Origin of the sequence: Alteromonas sp. K632G (assembly GCF_017653625.1) — a bacterium.
GTDB classification, from domain to species: Bacteria; Pseudomonadota; Gammaproteobacteria; order Enterobacterales; family Alteromonadaceae; genus Alteromonas; species Alteromonas naphthalenivorans.
Genome location: NZ_JAGGDM010000007.1, coordinates 191,781 through 210,834 on the forward strand (window position 1 = coordinate 191,781; position 19,054 = coordinate 210,834).

At 40.0% G+C, this 19,054-nt stretch carries 19 protein-coding genes; 16 read left to right on the forward strand and 3 right to left on the reverse strand.

Annotated elements, in window-relative coordinates:
- Positions 1-47 precede the first annotated feature (47 nt).
- From J5X92_RS09120 to J5X92_RS09140, 4 genes are all read left to right on the forward strand, one after another.
- Positions 48-437: a Cd(II)/Pb(II)-responsive transcriptional regulator gene (locus tag J5X92_RS09120; RefSeq protein WP_208805543.1), complete on the forward strand. Its 390-nt coding sequence runs from the start codon at positions 48-50 to the stop codon at positions 435-437.
- Between the two features lie 416 nt (positions 438-853).
- Positions 854-1,234, forward strand: a complete 381-nt coding sequence (locus J5X92_RS09125) for a hypothetical protein (RefSeq protein WP_208805545.1) — start codon at positions 854-856, stop codon at positions 1,232-1,234.
- A 250-nt stretch (positions 1,235-1,484) separates the two neighbouring features.
- Entirely contained in the window at positions 1,485-2,336 is an 852-nt protein-coding gene (locus J5X92_RS09135; RefSeq protein WP_208805549.1) for a sterol desaturase family protein, read from the forward strand.
- Between the two features lie 24 nt (positions 2,337-2,360).
- Positions 2,361-3,248 carry a heavy metal sensor histidine kinase gene (locus J5X92_RS09140; protein WP_280115967.1) on the forward strand — a complete coding sequence of 296 codons (888 nt, stop codon included), beginning with the start codon at positions 2,361-2,363 and terminating at the stop codon, positions 3,246-3,248.
- A gap of 116 nt (positions 3,249-3,364) precedes the next feature.
- On the opposite strand, the gene J5X92_RS09145 is transcribed toward J5X92_RS09140, so the two are convergent.
- Positions 3,365-4,201 carry a SprT-like domain-containing protein gene (locus J5X92_RS09145; protein WP_208805551.1) on the reverse strand — a complete coding sequence of 279 codons (837 nt, stop codon included), beginning with the start codon at positions 4,199-4,201 and terminating at the stop codon, positions 3,365-3,367.
- A gap of 25 nt (positions 4,202-4,226) precedes the next feature.
- On the opposite strand from J5X92_RS09145, the gene J5X92_RS09150 reads away from it, so the two are divergent.
- The gene (locus J5X92_RS09150) at positions 4,227-7,433 is read left to right on the forward strand and encodes a Tn3 family transposase (RefSeq protein ID WP_208805553.1); all 3,207 of its coding nucleotides are present in this window, start codon (positions 4,227-4,229) and stop codon (positions 7,431-7,433) included.
- Between the two features lie 170 nt (positions 7,434-7,603).
- Here J5X92_RS09150 and cysB read toward each other — a convergent pair whose 3' ends face one another.
- A complete protein-coding gene (gene cysB, locus J5X92_RS09155) occupies positions 7,604-8,578 on the reverse strand; it encodes an HTH-type transcriptional regulator CysB (RefSeq protein ID WP_013784052.1) in 975 nt (324 codons plus the stop codon).
- Positions 8,579-8,823: 245 nt separating this feature from the next.
- Here cysB and J5X92_RS09160 point away from each other — a divergent pair, with 245 nt between their 5' ends.
- Together J5X92_RS09160 and J5X92_RS09165 are read left to right on the forward strand one after the other, a co-directional pair.
- Entirely contained in the window at positions 8,824-9,525 is a 702-nt protein-coding gene (locus J5X92_RS09160; protein WP_208805555.1) for a HAMP domain-containing sensor histidine kinase, read from the forward strand.
- Positions 9,526-9,597: 72 nt separating this feature from the next.
- The gene (locus J5X92_RS09165) at positions 9,598-10,353 is read left to right on the forward strand and encodes a hypothetical protein (protein ID WP_208805556.1); all 756 of its coding nucleotides are present in this window, start codon (positions 9,598-9,600) and stop codon (positions 10,351-10,353) included.
- A gap of 27 nt (positions 10,354-10,380) precedes the next feature.
- On the opposite strand, the gene J5X92_RS09170 is transcribed toward J5X92_RS09165, so the two are convergent.
- A complete protein-coding gene (locus tag J5X92_RS09170; protein ID WP_013784049.1) occupies positions 10,381-11,268 on the reverse strand; it encodes a LysR family transcriptional regulator in 888 nt (295 codons plus the stop codon).
- 218 nt (positions 11,269-11,486) lie between these two features.
- Between J5X92_RS09170 and J5X92_RS09175 the strand changes: the two genes are divergently transcribed.
- The 9 genes from J5X92_RS09175 (at position 11,487) to J5X92_RS09215 (ending at position 19,009) form a co-directional block, all read left to right on the forward strand.
- Positions 11,487-12,218, forward strand: coding sequence for a CoA transferase subunit A (locus J5X92_RS09175; protein ID WP_126872286.1), 732 nt, complete (start codon positions 11,487-11,489; stop codon positions 12,216-12,218).
- Complete coding sequence (locus J5X92_RS09180) at positions 12,218-12,874, forward strand: CoA transferase subunit B (RefSeq protein WP_126872287.1); 657 nt, start codon at positions 12,218-12,220, stop codon at positions 12,872-12,874. The genes J5X92_RS09175 and J5X92_RS09180 overlap by 1 nt, the downstream gene beginning before the upstream one ends.
- Positions 12,875-12,966: 92 nt before the next feature.
- Complete coding sequence (locus J5X92_RS09185) at positions 12,967-14,367, forward strand: DEAD/DEAH box helicase (RefSeq protein WP_126872288.1); 1,401 nt, start codon at positions 12,967-12,969, stop codon at positions 14,365-14,367.
- A gap of 433 nt (positions 14,368-14,800) precedes the next feature.
- Positions 14,801-15,046 (forward strand): hypothetical protein, encoded by a 246-nt coding sequence (locus J5X92_RS09190; protein WP_185864150.1) that lies wholly within the window; start codon positions 14,801-14,803, stop codon positions 15,044-15,046.
- Between the two features lie 1,113 nt (positions 15,047-16,159).
- The gene (locus J5X92_RS09195) at positions 16,160-16,513 is read left to right on the forward strand and encodes a hypothetical protein (RefSeq protein WP_208805557.1); all 354 of its coding nucleotides are present in this window, start codon (positions 16,160-16,162) and stop codon (positions 16,511-16,513) included.
- A gap of 157 nt (positions 16,514-16,670) precedes the next feature.
- Positions 16,671-17,615 (forward strand): acyl-CoA thioester hydrolase/BAAT C-terminal domain-containing protein, encoded by a 945-nt coding sequence (locus J5X92_RS09200; RefSeq protein WP_208805558.1) that lies wholly within the window; start codon positions 16,671-16,673, stop codon positions 17,613-17,615.
- An 84-nt stretch (positions 17,616-17,699) separates the two neighbouring features.
- Positions 17,700-18,119 carry a hypothetical protein gene (locus tag J5X92_RS09205; protein WP_126872292.1) on the forward strand — a complete coding sequence of 140 codons (420 nt, stop codon included), beginning with the start codon at positions 17,700-17,702 and terminating at the stop codon, positions 18,117-18,119.
- Positions 18,120-18,205: 86 nt separating this feature from the next.
- Entirely contained in the window at positions 18,206-18,586 is a 381-nt protein-coding gene (locus J5X92_RS09210) for a VOC family protein (RefSeq protein WP_129738506.1), read from the forward strand.
- A gap of 96 nt (positions 18,587-18,682) precedes the next feature.
- Positions 18,683-19,009: an antibiotic biosynthesis monooxygenase gene (locus J5X92_RS09215; protein ID WP_129738508.1), complete on the forward strand. Its 327-nt coding sequence runs from the start codon at positions 18,683-18,685 to the stop codon at positions 19,007-19,009.
- The last annotated feature ends 45 nt before the right edge of the window (positions 19,010-19,054 follow it).

A 19,054-nucleotide genomic window follows, 5' to 3' on the forward strand; every position in this document is an offset into this window, starting at 1 on the left:
GTGTAAACTCTATACCTAGTATAGAGTCAAGCAGGGCGATGAATAAAATGAAAATTGGTGATGTTGCGAAGACAACAGGCTGTAGTGTACAAACTATTCGATTTTACGAAAGAAAAGGTCTCTTACCCCTAGTCGATCGCTCAATCGGCAATTACCGTGTTTACGATACCGCAACCATACAACAACTTCAGTTTGTGAAACAGTGTCGCTCATTGGGTATGTCAACGGCTGAAGTTAAAACGCTATTGGATATCAAGTCGAGACCAGAACAAAGTTGTGCGAATATCAACACACTAGTTGTAAAGCACTTACAAGACGTCGTCATTCGTATTCAGGAACTACAGGCTCTAAAATTATCTCTTGAAAATATGGCTTCTACTTGTGATGACGAAAAGACTGTTAGAGACTGTGGAATATTGAATTATTTACAAGCCTGAAGGGTTAATAGTGGCACAACAAGGCTGCCAACGCAGTTATGATGTATTTTTAAAAACGCTCATTTTATATGATTACGGCTGTGCGTTGATTTTATGCAACTGACCTGTTTGTTTCAGTGAACTTGTAACTATCGGCTAATGTTTGGTTTTGGAATGGATTTCCCCCACCTATTGTAATAGCATTAGCTTCTTTTACTGGGGCAGCTATGCAAATCCATTTGTGGCCTTATAAGGCAATTTATGTCGGGACAAGCCCGGACAATGATGTTCATGCACATCATGCCATCCAAATTTGCATTGGTTTAGACAAAGAACTATCTGTCCAAAATGGTAAAACGCAAAGCATTCTTACAGGACGCTGCATATTGATTTGCGAGGACATTCCTCACAAGGTTCTGGCGCCGGATACCCAAATAGTGGCCCTTTTTCTGGAGCCCGAAGATGAGCAAAATCAACATTTCTTGGATGCCTTACGTCAAGCTGTGGGGGACGGGATAAGTGCAATTCCTTTGTCGGACATCCAGTTGGGCTGCATTACCCAACACCTACTTGCTGATGTCAATATCGACAATGTGTGGAGAACAATTAATACAGCTATGGGGTTAGTCAACAGCCCTCCCCCTTCAATGCGTAAAGCGGATAAACGAGTAAGGGCTGTTATCGACATTATTGCTTCTCGTCGAGGCAGTGCCATCGACTTGAAATTTTTATCTTCCAAAGTATTCCTGTCCCCAAGTCGGTTAACGCACCTTTTCAAGCAAGAAGTGGGTATACCAATTAGCCGTTTTATTGTCTAGTGGCGGATACGAAAAGCCATAGAAGAATTGAGCAAGTCAGCGACACTGACAGAAGCAGCGCATGCTGCAGGTTTTTCTGACTTACCGCATATGAGCAAAACATTTAGACAGTTATTTGGTTTTGCACCTTCCTCGTTATTCAAACCGCACACCATTAAATGTCATGTTAATTAGCCGTTATGTACAAGCCTAATCACACCTAAATAAGCAATAATTTACGTATCAGTGAAACGATGAGTAGATAGATAATATGAAAACAATAGGTAAGTGGGTATTCAGCCCACTATTTTTTTTAAGCTTTATTTTTGCTGCAATCAACATTATCGATAGGACACTATCCCCTGCATGGCTTATACCGCTGCTTTTACTCGCGGTCGTCGTATCGTTTGCGACAGAGAAATGGCTACCTTATGAAAAAGTGTGGAACACACCTCGAGGTGATTTGGTGCGTGATATTGTCCATGCAGTCGTTAATGAGGGTACTTTAATTATTACGGTTGCAATGATCCCAATAATGACCACCATAGTGCCGCATTTTAGTGTTTGGCCCCACCAATGGCCAATACTATTACAACTTGGCTTTGCCGTCATCGTAGCGGATTTTGGGATCACAATGGCACACTATATTAGCCATAAAAATGATGTGCTTTGGCGCTTACATGCCGTGCATCATAGCGTTAAACGAATGTACGGTTTTAATGGATTATTAAAGCATCCCCTTCACCAAGCAATTGAACTAAGTGCAGGCACGTTCCCACTACTTCTGATCGGTATGCCTTTAGAAATCGGAGCTCTATTAGGATTTAGTGCTGCAATCCAGTTGCTACTTCAGCATTCCAACGTTGATATGAGGATTGGAGCCCTAAAATACGTTTGGGCTGTAGCACCTGGTCATCGCCATCATCACATAAAAGATGGTATCAAAGGAAACGTTAATTTTGGCTTATTTACACACTTCTGGGATCACCTGCTTGGTACATTTGTAATAGACTCGAGCAAGCACCCTTCCCCGTGTGATGGAGACTTGGGGATCGACAGTCAACCTAATTATCCAAAAGGATATATGGTACAGCTCATTGAACCTTTTAGATCGAAAATCTGAACTGAGTCAGTTATAAAAAAATGGTTGAGAACCCTATGCGCATCTATTGTGACGATATTGGCGGCAAGGTTCGCAATTTATCGAGGCCATTCGCCACTTAGCAGCTTTAGTAGAAAAATTGAAACAATATCTGCTGACCATTTAGATGCGAGGTTAAGCACAAATGGCGTCCCCACTGAATTAACGGTGTTAGTCGACTCATTTAATACTATGATCCAAAAGTTGGAAGATGGTTTTTCAAGACTGTCCTTTTTTTCCGCCGATATCGCACATGAATTAAGAACCCCAATCACTAACTTGACGACACAAACGCAAGTAATTTTAAACCGAGAAAGAAGTAACGAAGAGTATACGGATATACTGTATTCGCATCTTGAAGAATATGAAAGAATGAGCAAGATGGTCAGCGACATGTTGTTGCTAGCGCAAACCGAGCATGGATTGATTACACCCAGTAAAGACAAAATAGACGTTAACCAAGAGATCAGGGACTTAACTGAGTATTTTGAAGTGCTTTCTGATGAGAAAGATATAACGCTTACCCTGCGCGGCCCGTCAATTGAGTTAGTGTGTGATAAAACAATGTTTCGCCAGGCACTTAGTAATCTGATATCTAACGCAATTCGTTACTCACCTAACGACGATGAAATTATTATTGAAACAAAAGATTCGGCTGACGCCTTCTCCATTTCAATAATTAACCATGGAGATGTCATCCCTGAAGAACATTTGAGTCGTTTGTTTGACCGTTTCTACAGAACAGATTTTTCACGCAAACGAGATGGGCAAGGTGCGGGACTTGGCTTAACGATTGCTAAGTCAATAATAAAGATCAATGGGGGTGATATCTATGCAGAATCTTCAACCCAAAACACCTGCTTCACTATAAAATTCATGGAAAATAAAAAATAAAATGTGCTGGTAAAAAACGACTTTCGTTTGACGCCAAGTAGATCAGGGCAGGTGTCTATTATCGAATTCTTAACACTGGGGTGGCAACTATTGGCACAAAAATCTTGTTGAACTTGTCATGAATCCATCATAAAAGGTAATTCACAGTCACCGCAGATGATATTCAATGACGCCTTCCCATAAACTTTCGTATTGCAACCCGGGCAGATATGCCTTGTTCGCGTTTGGCGCTTGGCAACTTCACGGATGAAAAAAGAATCTGGCATAGACGTAAAGTCCTCGCGCTCAGAGGGAAATGAAACGTTCTGTAATTCATCGCTCAGCGATATGACATTAGCGTTTAGAATGTCGCTTGCGTGCGCGAAGTGTTCGACTTGCGAATTTGGTTTTAATATTGGATTATCAACAATTATCGGCTCATAAAGTTTCGGCAACGCCAAGCGGTCAACCCAGTTTAAGTTGAATGTATCGTCTTGCAGAAGTGCGTTTGCCGCTTGCATAAACGCGCCTTGCTTCATAATAAAGTCACTCATATTGCGTCCAACAATCGCCCCACCCGGCTCCCCCGTGTCTGACGGCATCAAGCCTACATCCATCATCTTTTGCGCCCACTCTTTGTTGTGGTAATGTCCCTCGCTGGGCAGACCAAAATGAAATTGCCATGCATGCACCATCTCATGAACCAAGGTCTGAAAAACTTCTATTATTCTCGAAGAAGCAAAATAAGAAGGATTGATACTCAACTCACTGCAGAGATCACCTTGCGCATTCCCCCACCGTTTTGCCGCAAAGAACCCCATCACGTTCTTCTTACGCTGGACTGTAAAAATGACAGGCGGCAATTCGTTATTAAATAATGCGCGATTAAAGTGGTCAAATGCCTTTATCAGAGGCGCATACAGTTCGTTTGTGGGCGACATTTTTGCTGATGAATATCCGTAAATTATTGACATATTAGTCACTGTACACTACACGAAAATGACTAATTTAGTAAGACGATACAGTTATATATATTGCGCTTTTAATTACCATTTCTTTAAATTACAACAGTGTACACTGCACGTTTTTAGAGATAACGTAATTAATAGGTTGATTTTAATAACTAAAAGGAATGATAAAATGGCGAAAATGAAAGTACTTTCCTCAGCGAGAAAGCGGGCATTTGATAGCGTACCAAAACTAACGAAAGAAGCAAGTATTGGCTATTTCACTTTAGATGTCGAAACTAAAAAGATTTTGAACAAAATGCAATCTGACGTTGCCAAGGTCGGTTACTTAGTGTCTAAGGCATACTTTCAAGCAAAGGGACGTTTTTTTGAAACAAGTCGCTTTATTGACGCCGATATAAAAACAGCAATAAAGGCACTATCACTTAAAAGCACTATTGATTTATCGACGTATTCGCCAGAAGTTGCCTCTCGGCAAAAGAAACAAATACTTGCGCAATACAACTGGCAAGCAATGACATCTAACACGACTGCACTATTAGCAGCACATGCAGACAGCTTAGTATCTATCCGCATGAACAAAGAAGATATGTTGTTTGCACTTGTCTCGTATTGTTGGATGCGCCGCGTCGAGATCCCCGCATATAATCAGTTTGTTGATATTATCTCGACTGCTTTTCATTCTTATGAAACACGGATGCTTGATTTGGTTGAAGAGTCATTATCACTCAAAAAGAAAAAGTCGCTGTTGCAGTTTTTTTCTGCGCAATCGCATCTATATAGCATCAGAGAGCTAAAAAGAATCGATCAAGGCCTTGGCCAGAGGATCCTCAATCAAAATGCGGCAATACTAAAGGTGTTTGGCGAGCACTTTTTTGAACTATCACCTGTTTACAAAAAAATGGGGCTCACAGACGAAGCGATTAAACATTTTTCAGATGCAATTTACTTAGGGAACAACGATGAAATCCGGCGATTGAAAAATGACAACAAACAGTCGCTTTACTATTTGTCTTTTATTTATGATCAGTTTTATAAGCGCCATGATTTTTCTGCAGATGCTATTTTAAAAGTAGTTAAACAATTTACAAACAAAGCAAAAGGTAATGAGCGGACCAAACGCGACGAGCAACGAGTCAGTACACTTGAGGCTAATAAAACAGTACTAAATAGCGCTAAAGATGCCAGGAGAGTGTTAGAGCTAGTATATTCCATCACCCAAGATGCGGATTTGTCTTTTGAAGAACGAAACGAGCGCGCACATCAGCTAATAAGTGCTTTTTTTAATGCCGAAAACCCTGATTTTGAAAAGCATATTGAACGTGTTGGGAACAGCATTACTAAACTGGCTACCCATGCTGATTATTATCGCTCGCTGTTTGAAAACAGCATCAAACTCCAGCGCACACTAGGTCCGCTCATTAAGTCTATGAGCTTTGACACGCAAAGCAAAGATCAAGGACTGTTGGAAGCCATAACCTTCTACTTATCCCAACCAAAAATTATCGATGAAGACTCACCTACTGCGTTCTTAAGTAAAATCGAATCGGCTCACCTGAATGAAGAGGACGATATCAATCCAATAAACAAATATCGGGCGTTCCTATTCATGAGTGTGGCGAGAGGACTAAAGAACAAGTCATTAACGTTAACTTATTCCTACCGTTATAGACAGACGCCAAGTTATATGATTGGTATCGAAGAGTGGGACCATCATCGAAAACGGCTGTTGGCAGCAGCATCGCTTGAAAAGTTTGCAGACGGAAAAGCGGTACTTGCCGACATTGGTAGGAGCGTAACGCGAAGATTTGAAGACGTCACTAGGCGAATTAACAACAATGAAAACTCACATTTTTCGACAAAAGAAGATGGTACCTGGCGGATTAAATATCCCGACCCCGAATTTTCGATCGCGAAATACATACCCACGCTATTAGGAGCTTCTCGCTCAGTTACGCTTCAAGATGTCATGTTCGAAATAAACCGGCAGACTGATTTTTCAAGTTGTTTTCGCAATCGTCTTCCACGTGCTGGTAAATCTGAAGTAGACGTGCGCTTACTATTCGCCACAATATTAAGTTTAGGAACAAACTTGGGTCATACAGAGCTCGCTAGAGCAAGTAGGCTATTTTCAGAAAAAGCGTTAAAAGATACAGAAAATTCGTGGATATCTACTCAAAACTTCCAACGAGCAAATGACCTTTTAGTCAAAACAATCCAATCTCTCTCCTTACCCACCATATATAATGAAAATGATGGCAGATTACATTCAAGTAGCGATGGTAAGAAAGTCGTGGTTAACGTGAACTCTTTGCTTGCAAATTATTCATACAAATATTACGGCAAAGAACAAGGGATAAGCGTTAATAGTTTTCTTGACGAAAAACAGTCCTTTTTTCATGTCAATGTCTTAACGTCATCAGATCGCGAGGCGCCTTATGTCCTTGAAGGGTTAGTATCATCAAAACATGCATTGATGCAAGACGATATAGAGGAGCACTTTCATAGCACCGACACGCATGGTTATACTGAAGCTGTGTTTGCTGGTTTGCATTTCATGGACGTGTCTTTTGCACCACGCATTAAAAATGTTCATCATCAAACTCTGTATGCTTATGAGTCTAAAACAACCAACAAATACTCTTACTCTGATTCGCCATTAGCGCCGAAGACGCAAATTAATAAGAAACTCATATTGGATAATTGGGATGATATATTAAGGCTTATGGCGTCTATGAAGTTGAAGCGCTGCAGTGCTTCACAAATGTTAAAAATGTTATCCAGTAGTGAGCGAGACAACACACTATATAAAGCCTTTAAAGAATTCGGACGCTTGCTAAAGACCCACTTCATTTTAAACTATGTAGACGATGAAGCGCTCAGGCAAAATATTCAGAAGCAGCTTAACAGAGTCGAGTTAGGTCAAAAACTTGCAGACAAAGTACTGTTTGGAAGAAACGGTAGGTTACAAGTCGGTCTGCAGGACGAAATTCAATTGGTCATGGCCAGTAATACCTTGTTACGCAATATGATTATTCTATGGAACTACTTATTTTTGTCTGACCATTGTCTATCTCTTTGTTCACATGATGAACGTGCGAATGTCATTGAATCAATATCGACTGGCTCGGTTATCGCTTGGGCGCATATTAACTTCATGGGTATTTATGAATTCAACCCAGTTGTGCGAAGCCAATTTGGATCTACATTAAAGCAGATGAGAGACGTATCAATTTAATTTTTTGTATTATTAAGCCATTTTAATCAATGGCTTATATTATAATATCGTAAATCAGTGACCTAAACGGTAGTTCAGCCATTCTGTTACGTATTTTCATACATAGACAGCTAATCCAAATGATCCGATTAACTTTTCAACGCTAAATTTACCTGTTTGGCTAATCTAGCTTACTTAACTGGTAAAGTTACACCTTTGAACATCTTTTCAACTTCATCATTGTTTTTTAGCATCATGGCTTTTTCAACTTTATCTTTCGTTAAATGCGGTGCAAAGCGCTCAATAAAGTCGTACATATAGCTTCGTAAGAAAGAGCCCTTTCTAAAGCCTATTTTGGTCGTGCTGTAATCGAACAAATGACTTGCATCAATTTTCACTAAGTCTGAATCGAGTTCATCGCTAACGGCCATGGACGCAATAACACCAATACCCACACCTAACCGCACATAAGTTTTAATGACATCGGCGTCGGTGGCGGTAAAGACAATTTTAGGAGTAAGGCCCGCACGCTCAAACGCTTGGTCGAGTTCTGAGCGACCAGTAAAACCAAATACATAGGTTACAAGGGGGTATTTGGCGATATCGCTAATATCAATAGAGCCTTTCTTCGACAAAGGATGGTCTTTGTTCACAATTACACTTCGATTCCAGTGATAACAAGGCAACATCACTAAATCATTGTATAAATGCAAAGCTTCAGTAGCGATAGCAAAGTCGGCTTCGCCCTTAGCGGCCAGATCACTGATTTGCGATGGCGTCCCTTGATGCATGTGTAAAGACACCTTCGGGTACTTGCTCATAAAACCTTGGATCACATCAGGTAGCGCATAACGTGCTTGCGTATGCGTAGTGGCGATATTTAGCTTACCTTGATCGGGTAGCGTATGCTCCCGTGCCACCGCTTTGATACTTTCTACTTTGGCTAAAATTTCGCGGGATATATTAATGACATCGTTTCCGGCATCAGTAACATGGGTTAGATGCTTACCACTACGCCCAAAAATCTGTACACCCAACTCATCCTCTAGCATTCTCACCTGCTTACTAATGCCCGGCTGAGAGGTATATAAACTTTCTGCCGTGGCAGAAACATTCAGATTATTGTTAAGTACTTCTACTATGTAACGTAGCTGTTGTAATTTCATGTAAAACATCGCTCCTTGTAACCAGTTGTGTACTATAACCTTATCGTTATAACCAAAACTACTAATAATTACGATAAGCTATTACAAAAGTGACAGATTAACCCACAAAATAGTAGGTAATTTTGCGCTAAATAAGTAATACTGAAAATGGGTTACCTACTGAATAATTGTTTTCCTTTATCCTTACAGATGTTTTAATTGGTACAACACCTTCAAATTTAAGGAAAATAACGGGTTTTATTCATATGAGTGAAAAAAAGCAACTTACCTCTCCTATCGACTTTTCGTCGGTGCTAGCTGCTGCTGTGCACGATATGAAAAATTCATTATTTCTTCTTATTCAGTCAATTGAAAATCTTTCTAATGATTTAGCCCCTGAAAATAGTAAAGCACGAGAGCAAGTAGCTAGTGTGCATTACGAAGCATCGCGGCTTAATACCAATTTAGTACAAATTTTATCACTTTATCGTGCAGAATTAGAAAGTCTGCCGATAACAGTAGATGAATGCTTTGTTAGTGACTTAATAGACGATGTAGTTGGGTCTAATAATATTTACATTGAACAAAAAGAAATTGTGGTTAAGGCGAATGTCGACCTCAATTTAAGTTGGTATTTAGATAGAGAGCTTATATACCTATTAATTAACGACGTATTGGTAAATGCCCTTCGGTATGGTACCTCTCAAATTTGTATTTCAGCACAGGTTGAAGATGACTGCCTACATATTTGCGTGGAAGATGATGGCATCGGCTATCCAACGTCTATGCTTGAGAAAAGTCACGAAGATTTAGCCGATTTTGAGCTTAGTCAAGGTAGAACAGGGTTAGGTCTTTTCTTTGCTAGACTTATTGCATCTGCTCACTCGCAAGGCAAACTGCAAGGAGAGATTTCTTTAAGCAATGGCGGTTCTCTTGGCGGAAGTGTATTTAGGGTAAAAATACCGTAACATTAACGCATAATAGTTTGGCAGTGAAAGCCAGCATATAATTCGAATTAAGTATTAAACGGAAATACGCGCATGTACATGATAATAATAATTCTGATTGTTGTATTACTGATAGCGGCAATCTTTATAAATGCTATGCAGCAACATCGCGCTAAGGCTGACTCGGAGCGTCGGGCAGATCTGGCTAAACAACGCGCGGTAATTGATGAAACAAAGAATGTTATTCTAGCGTGTTCAAACATGCCTATTTCAGGACGCATGTTACAAATCTTGGATAACCGAGTTTTAGGTGCGCTTAAAACCGTCAATGAGCTTGGCGGTACGCCAGAAGCAAAACAAAAACTTGCCAATGCAGAGCAAAAATCCGCTTCACAAAACCCTGACTCGGTTAGCGCTAACGAATTCGTTTTACCCGATAATGACAAACTTATTATTCAGTACATTCAGGCTGTTAAAAAGCTTCGCATTTTACTTCGTTCAGAACACAGTAAAGGCAAAGTTGAAAGCAAAGTATTTTATGACGAAGACAAACAATTAGAACGCTTACAAATTAAGGTTAATGTTGAAACGCTAATCAAACGCGGCAGAGCTGCACAGCAGTCGAACATGTTAGGTTCAGCCCGTCAGTATTACGAAAAAGCAAAAACTGCGCTAGAAAATCAAAATCAGCAAGATGAATACACACAGTCTCGTTTGGCCACACTGCATGAATGGTTGTCAGAAATTCAAAATAATCTTAAAAGCGTTAACGCACAAGACAGAGCGAAGAAACAAGAAGAAGAGCGTGATGAATTGGATGAGTTATTTGCGCCTAAGAAAAAATGGTAACGCACCTGTTTATCAGCATTTGACACTTTACCTATGGTAGTGATGTAACACCTCAGTCCATAATGCTTGACCAGCCACTGACATATCACGCTTGGCGTTTTTCACCATGCCCACCCTTTTTACCAAGGGGTCTTCTTCCATTTTAAGCACGGTTAGCGCTATGCTTTCCATCGACGCAATGCACAGCGATGGCATAATAGCGATGCCTAACCCCTGCTTAATTAGCTGACCAAGGGTACCCAACTGCCCTGTTTCGGCAACAATAACGGCTTCACCCACGGTACTTATCTTCTGTTGCGTCCACATTCTTACTGCCGACCCCCTATTCATCATTACCATAGGGTATTCGATACACGTTTCCCAATTAACCGTTTTTGCTTTTGCCAATTCATGCTGGGGGTTCACCACCACGACAAAACAATCGTCGAAAAGAGGTGTGAATATAAGCCCCTCATTCTGCTGCGGTTCGAAGGTGAAGCCCATCTCGGCTCTGCCCTCTGATACTTCATAAATCACGTTCTCCATCACCACATCTAAAATACGCAGGTTAATATTGGGCGCAAGTTGGTGATACCGTTTAAGTAAATGCGGTAAATGTGATTCGGCAAAGGAAGGCATAGCCGCAATAGTTAGGCGCCCTTTAGCCATGGCGAACAGGTTCTGAATATCACCAAAAGTGTCGTCCCAGTCCCTCATTATTCTGATAGCGTTAGGTAATAAGGCTTCACCTTCTTTGGTTAATGCCACATGCCTGGTGCTGCGACTAAACAATTTTCCGCCAAGCTGTTCTTCCATTTTCTTTATTGCAGATGAAAGGGCTGGCTGGGTAAGGTGAAGCTTAATAGCAGCCTCAGCAAAGGTACTTGATTGCGCTACGTGAATAAAAGCCTGCAAATTTCTGTATGAAATATTCATTCAACTAAGACCCACACCCTATGTTTGAAATGATAACCGACATGATAGCCAACACATTGACTTGCCCGTAATCCGAAAAATTAACAACCATCACTAACCACTCAATTAATAAATAAAACTTATTAATTGAGTGATTAATTCAATTTTACATAATTGATAACATTGTTGATACTTTTACTTAACACATTTTATCAAAGCTAAATTTAAGGGGAAGTACCATGTCGGGATTTGACAAAGTCGTCACTACCTATCAAGAAGCCATGGACGGGCTGACCGATGGTATGACAGTTATTGCTGGTGGTTTTGGGCTATGCGGCATTCCAGAAGGGCTCATTGCTCAAGTTAAAACCATGGGCACTAAAGGCCTTACTGTGGTTTCTAATAACTGTGGTGTAGATGGTTTTGGACTGGGCATCTTGCTGGAAGACAAACAAATTAAGAAAATGGTGTCTTCCTATGTAGGTGAAAACGCCCTGTTTGAAAAGCAATTATTAAATGGCGAGCTTGAAGTTGAACTTACACCGCAAGGCACGCTAGCCGAGAAGATGCGTGCTGGTGGTGCAGGTATTCCCGCTTTTTATACTGCTACTGGCTATGGCACGCCTGTAGGTGAAGGTAAGGAGGTGAAAACGTTTAATGACCGCCCTTATATCTTAGAAGAAGCCATTTCGGGCGACTTTGCCATAGTGAAAGCGTGGAAAGCCGACCGTTACGGAAACTGTGTTTATCGTCATACTGCACAAAACTTTAACCCTATGGCAGCCACCGCGGGCACAATTACAGTGGTAGAAGCAGAAGAGATTGTTGAACCAGGTGAGCTAAACCCTAGTGAAATTCATACGCCCGGCATTTATGTAAATAGAGTCATAAAAGGGGAATTTGAAAAACGCATAGAACGTAGGGTTGTTTCTAAAACTGTACAAAACACCACAGCAAAGGAGTCACAATAATGGCATTATCACGAGACCAAATAGCAATGCGTGTGGCTCAAGAATTCAAAGATGGCGATTATGTTAATTTGGGAATAGGTATTCCTACGTTAGCCGCTAGTTTTGTGCCTGAAGGCATTAGTGTAATGCTGCAATCTGAAAATGGTTTATTAGGTATGGGCCCCTACCCTCATGAAGATGAGCTAGACGCAGATATGATTAACGCGGGTAAAGAAACCGTTACCGCCATTACCGGAGCTTCAATTTTTAACTCTGCGGAAAGCTTCGCCATGATCCGTGGCGGCCACGTTGATTTTACCGTACTAGGCGCATTTGAAGTAGACGTAAACGGTAACATTGCGTCGTGGATGATCCCCGGGAAGCTTGTTAAAGGTATGGGCGGCGCTATGGACTTAGTGGCAGGCGCTAAAAATATAATTGTGACCATGACTCACACCGATAAACGTGGCAACCCAAAACTGCTTAGTGAGTGCACCCTGCCGCTAACCGGGGTAAATTGCATAACCCGAATTATTACCGATCTTGCTGTATTAGAAGTGGTGGATGGCGCCTTTTTACTTAAAGAACGTGCTCCGGGTGTAACAGTTGAAGATATACAAGCAAAAACCGGCGGCAAATTAGTTGTTTCGGAAAATGTGACCGAAATGCAGGTATAACTGCATTTTCGCCAAGGTAAACGCATAGCAAGCTTTCATAATATCGGCCTTTAAGGGATAATACGCAATGATATTATTCATGAGGCCGAATCTTGCTAGTTACTGACTTACCCGTTCATCACAAAATCATTACCAAACTCGAAAGTAGAAACTTTACCGAGCTTACTGAAATTCAGGAAAAAAGTATGCTTCCTGCTATTCAGGGTAAAGATATTATTGCCTCATCTAAAACGGGATCGGGTAAGACACTCGCATTTTTAATTCCGGCCATAAATAGAATGATGTCGCAAAAGGCGTTAAGTCGACAAGACCCTCGCGCGCTTATTCTTGCACCTACTCGCGAATTAGCGAAGCAAGTTTTCATAGAAGCCAAAACCATGTGTGCGGGATTGAACCTGTCTTGCACCTTGGTTGTGGGCGGTGAAAACTATAATGACCAAGTGAAAGCGTTACGCCGAAACCCACATATTATCGTGGGTACTGCTGGCCGAGTGGCCGATCATTTGAAAGACAAAAGTGTATTTTTAAATGGCCTAGAGCTGCTTATTTTTGATGAAGCTGATCGCATGCTTGATTTAGGCTTTTCAGAACAGCTAAACATGATTAATGAATTTGCGAACCACCGTAAACGCCAAACCATGCTGTTTTCAGCTACGTTAGATAGCATTGAGCTCAACTACATGACTGCCCGTTTAACTAAAGCTGCAGTGCGTGTATCGGTAGGTGATTCAACGGCGCACCATGGCGATATTCAACAACAGTGTTTCTTTGCCGATAATATCGAGCATAAAGACGCCCTACTTCATCACGAAATTTCAAACCGTACTTATAACCAAGCTATTGTCTTTACCGCAACCCGTGAAGATACCGACCGTTTAACCACCATGTTAAACAAAGACAAGCTTGAAGCCATCGCCTTACGAGGCGACTTACCACAAAATCAACGTGCTGCAATTATGAGTGAGTTCGCCCGAGGCCAGCATTCTGTTTTGGTGACTACCGATGTGGCATCACGAGGTTTAGATTTATCTAAAGTTGGTTTGGTTATTAATTTTGATTTACCCAAAAATGCGGACGAATACATTCACCGTATTGGTAGGACGGGACGTGCTGGTCAAAAAGGCGAAGCCGCTTCATTTGTTGGTCCTCGCGATTGGAAGAGCTTTATAGCACTGAAGGCACATTTACAATATGACCTAGAGTGCGAGGCACACGAAGCACTACCTGCTAAATTCAAAGGAATTAAAGCCCCTACGCCTAAACAAGATACGCAGAAAAATAAAGCCAGTAAGCAAGATGGCGCAGAAGCAACTGTTGCTAAGAAAGTACGCCGCGTAGACACCATGGCAGGTACAGAAATTGGTATGGCGCCAGTAAAACGTAAACCAAGAAAAGTAGAACTTGAACCTGAAGATGATACCGAATTTGAATCTGGCATTAACCTAGATAACAGTGCTGATGATGATTTAGATAATAGCGATAAAACTAGCTAGGTATAGTTGAAACCAGAAATATTTCTGGTTACAGATTTAAATTTTTGCAAGGGAGCCTAAGGGCTCCTTTTTCTTTTTTATTGCAAATTACCCATCAATTTACTTAATCGCTGCCACAGCATTTTAAAATAATACATCTTATTCCCCTAACACACGATTTTGGTATTTTTAATTTCATGAGCAAAAATCACCATTAAGATTTGTTTTATTTTCTGGTGTTAGCGGTTAATCTGACAATATGAATAAAATTAAACACTTTATTTTGGGGTGTTTAGACAGGCCGCATTGGGGTCTCGTAAATTGTTAGTTTCCAAGCGGTATCCAATTATTTAAAGTAATGAATTTGAATTTTGTTACAGTAGAACTGCCTAAGTCGCCTGCGACTGTTAGTTAAAAGTTATGTGCTTCTCGGATATTTAGAAATGGAATTTTAATGAATAAACAAAGCAAAGTATTTCACCCAGTTACAAGAGCATGCGCAATGCTCGGTGCTGTTATTTGTAGCTTTTTCGCAGTCACTCTGTTCGTTTCTAGTCTAATTGCCTTACCCGATATTATTACTGCATTAATGGGCTGCTCCAAGGCTATTCTAATAGCTGCTCTTGCGTGGGCCTTTTGGTATGCGGCTAAATATAGTAAAAACCCTTTCCTCATCACACCATTTACCAAGCCGGAATAACGAATACATAATTCAAGGATGTATATGACGCACCATACAACTCAATAAACTCGCCACTACGTTGGCTGGAGCGCATACACGCAGGGCTGCTTCGCTATTATGTCCTACGTGCATGTGCGCGGTATTGAGAAGTTAGGAGACAAGGATGGAACACTTAAAGTTAGCAATGCCGGGTTTAGCCTTAATTGCGATTCAACTCATCGGACTAGTAGTTCCGCAAATATTTTATCTAGTGAACCCTGTTTATTTATGGATTGCGATATGCACCGTAGGGCTTCCATGCTTATTCATTTCATTTATATTTTGGGCACTAAGACTAATCAAATTCTTTAAAAAAACATATGTATTTAGAATTTTTCTAGCTATTTCTCTAATAATTTCAACTATTCCATCAATGATTTTTTTTATTGAAGTCTGGCTTCACTTTAAACCGTCTGACGGTCCTGCTCTTGGTTATATGGGAATCTTTTATTTAGGCTACGCGTATTTGTGGTTGCCAATGTTGATTATATTAACTTTCTATGTAACAAAGGTTCCCAACAAGACACGTACAGTAAGACGATAAACCCATGGTTTTCGTTTATACCTCACTAATCTTAACCGCATATATTAGACCTCATTGTGAGGAGTAATATGCCAACGGCAAAACATTACTCGGCGGTGCGACTATTTGTAAGTTACATTTACGGGCAATTTAAAGCCCAATAAAACCGAAAGAGGGAAAAATGCCAATTAAAAAATGGATATTTCAATACAGCATCGCTTTGCCTCTAGTGTTCGCGTTACTTTCGGGCATTCAATACATTAAAGGACATACGGTTTATTACTCTTTGATCTTTGGTTTGACTTGGTCTTTTATTTCAGTAGCAATATTCGCTACGCGCAGAGCATATAACTTTAAGAAAAATATCGACTGCCAATTATGCAACGACTTGTCTCAAAGTGACTCCCAGCAGAAATAGGCTTAAGCATTGCTTATAGGATATTTACCATTTAAATCAAAATTTTGCGTGGAATGAGATTCAAACCTGAGTGCTGACTTGATTCGCTAAAGCCCGTATAAAAACGCTCCTTATTTAGAAGCTATGTGTCTATAAACTGGAAATGCGTACTATGAAAGAATGGCTTGAAAAAGTAGAAAACGCTTTATCTAAAGCTCTGGAATCTGTAGATAGCAGCGATGAAATTCCTAGAGAGAATATGTATATGCTCGCTCCTATTATTTATTCTCAGACTCATAACATGAATAATGGGCAGTTGTTAAAGGAAATGATAGAAGCAAATGATGAGCAATTTAAGGAAGATTGTTCTCATGATGAAAATTCAAAACTCCAGTACAAGTACCATTATGTGTCTTCTTTTTTGAATTGCTATGTTGTCGCTGGAAAAATTGATGAGATGAAATTCGATAAAATAATGGATTATATAAACGAAAAGTTGAATCTTTTTGAAGACGAATATGAATAGTACTAAAGCACATAACCTGCGGCGGTTTTCTCCTCTTAAGGCCTGTGACTAGCTTTTTGCTGCTTCGCCTCTGAGCCGCTTAGCATTAGCTAATCTTAATTAGTAATGTAACAAACTTTAAAAAGTAGATCTTTTAAAAAATGAAAGGAAGCAAACGGTGTTGAAAATAGTTAAATATTTTAGTTTTATAGTTCTCATCATATTAATTTTGTTAGTTGGGTTTGTATTCATTACTCCAATGACATTCGATTCTAGTACTCCCCCTTTGAACTATGGAAAAGTTGATGCTGAGCTGTTTTTGGGTGAAGGTAAGGAACAGCCTTTAGTTGTATACTTTGGCGGCAGTGAAGGCGGAAATAGTATGACAAAGCCTCATAACATTAAAGAAAGACAGCAATATATTGATCAAGGATATGCGATGTTAGCTGTTGGATATTTTGGTATGGAAGGTATACCTCAAGAGCTAGATCGAATTTCTTTAGATGCTATTTATAATGAAATAGTTCTAACATTAAATAACCCAAGATTAAATTCTAATTGTGTCGCTGTTATGGGTGGCTCTAAGGGAGCTGAATTAGCACTTACCTTGGCTTCTAAATACACACAAATAAATGGTGTTGTTTCATTAGCTGGAAGTCATGTTGTATTTGCTGGCCCTTCTTTTTTTGCTGATGGCAAAACCTCTTCATTTATGTTTAATGACCAAGAGCTCCCTCACGTACCACTAACGCTGAATATTTTACCATCAGTTTTAATGGGTGATTTACGACGTGCTCATGAAATAGCACTAAAGGATATTGATGCTGTCGAGGCCGCTAGAATAAAGGTTGAGGATATTAATGGCCCTATTCTGTTGGTTTCTGGTGAAAAAGATCACATATGGCCTTCACAAGAAATGTCAGTAGAAGTTATAGAGAGATTGAAAACAAAAGGCTTCCCACATCCTTTTAAACATATCGCTGTACCTAACGGAAATCATTTTCAACCTCAAAGTGATTTCCACCCGGAAGTGATTAAATTTTTGAATGAAAAATTCTTGCCTTACTGCGATGTTCATCATCAGAACATCGCCGTTGACTCCCAAAAGCATTTAGGCTCGTAAACTCTCTCGGACAATTAACAATACGCTATTGTCGCTGTGCTCAAGAATGCTTAAACTTATGTTCACGTTTTACAAGGATGATTTATGAAACCAGTACTTTTAATATTGTTATTAGGTCTGTATGCATGTTCTCCTTCCCCTGAAGATTTAGCGAATATAGCAAGTCAGCAGTTCAGGGAAAGTGGCGAAACAGAAGAGACCTGGCTACATGACGGTGAACTCCATTTTTCCACCGCATTAGAATGGCAAAAAGCTTCTTTTCAAAACAAACGGGCGACTTCTTCAGATTTTTTATTAGCACTCGACGAACAAGGGCGACTGGTAGTTAACATTTCTGATAATCAAAGTTTAAAAATACATAGCGAAGAACTTACCCGCAAATTAAACAAGCAATTTGAAATTATTGGTCCTGCTGTTGATAACAAAAACAAATACAAAGACCAATTAATTAGTGATGCCGTCGTTTTAATAGCATCTCAGAATGGTTGGCTAAAAAGTGTATAATAAATAAATCGACTAATAATAAGCGGGGGTTTACGCTTTCTAGCCGCTAACTTGCTACATAATTAGTTTTCAAAATAGGTAAATAAATGGAACTCAATCAGGTTACTTTACCAGTAAGCAATATGGATGATGCTGTTGGTTTTTACTTAAAGCTTGGCTTCACACAAATTGTCGACACACCTCACTATGCTAGATTTTCCTGCCCAGATGGAAACGCTACATTTTCTTTATCTCTTGAAAATGAAGTGTTTGAAAATAAATCGGTGATTTATTTTGAACACGAACACCTTGATGAGCTTCACAAAAATTTATCTCAAAAAGGTATTCAGTTTTTACAACCCCCTATTGAGCAAAGTTACCTTTGGAAAGAGGCTATTCTAAAAGACCCTTCTGGTAATAAGATCAAACTCTACTGGGCGGGAGAAAACCGCTTAAATCCGCCGTGGAAAGTAGAAATACGAGAGTAACACGCGCTTGAAAGTACTCGTTAGATTGCTTACTTTAAATATCAGTAATTTATTTCTCGCCGTCTATTACGGCGTTTACATCAAGGAAGAATTGTAATGTTCGCCGTAATGTTTGAGTTCGTAGTTAAGACTGGGTATGAAGAGCAATTTCTTTCCGCGTGGCCCAAAACTACGCAAGGTATTTTCCTATTCAAAGGAAGTCTAGGTTCTCGTTTACATAGGCATAAGAACGATACTTTTATCGCTTACGCTCAATGGCCAGATGAAGAAACCTATCGCCAAGCCGCTAACATCGAGATGAGCGCTGCATATGAACAGCAACGTCAATTAATGCGAGACAGCCTTAATTTAGAATCAACAAAAACCTTGTATGAAATGGAAGTTGAAATTGATTACTTACATCGTAGAGTCTTTGATGTATAACAATAAATTGAGCAACGACTGACACGGCCTAAGTCGTAAAAATTG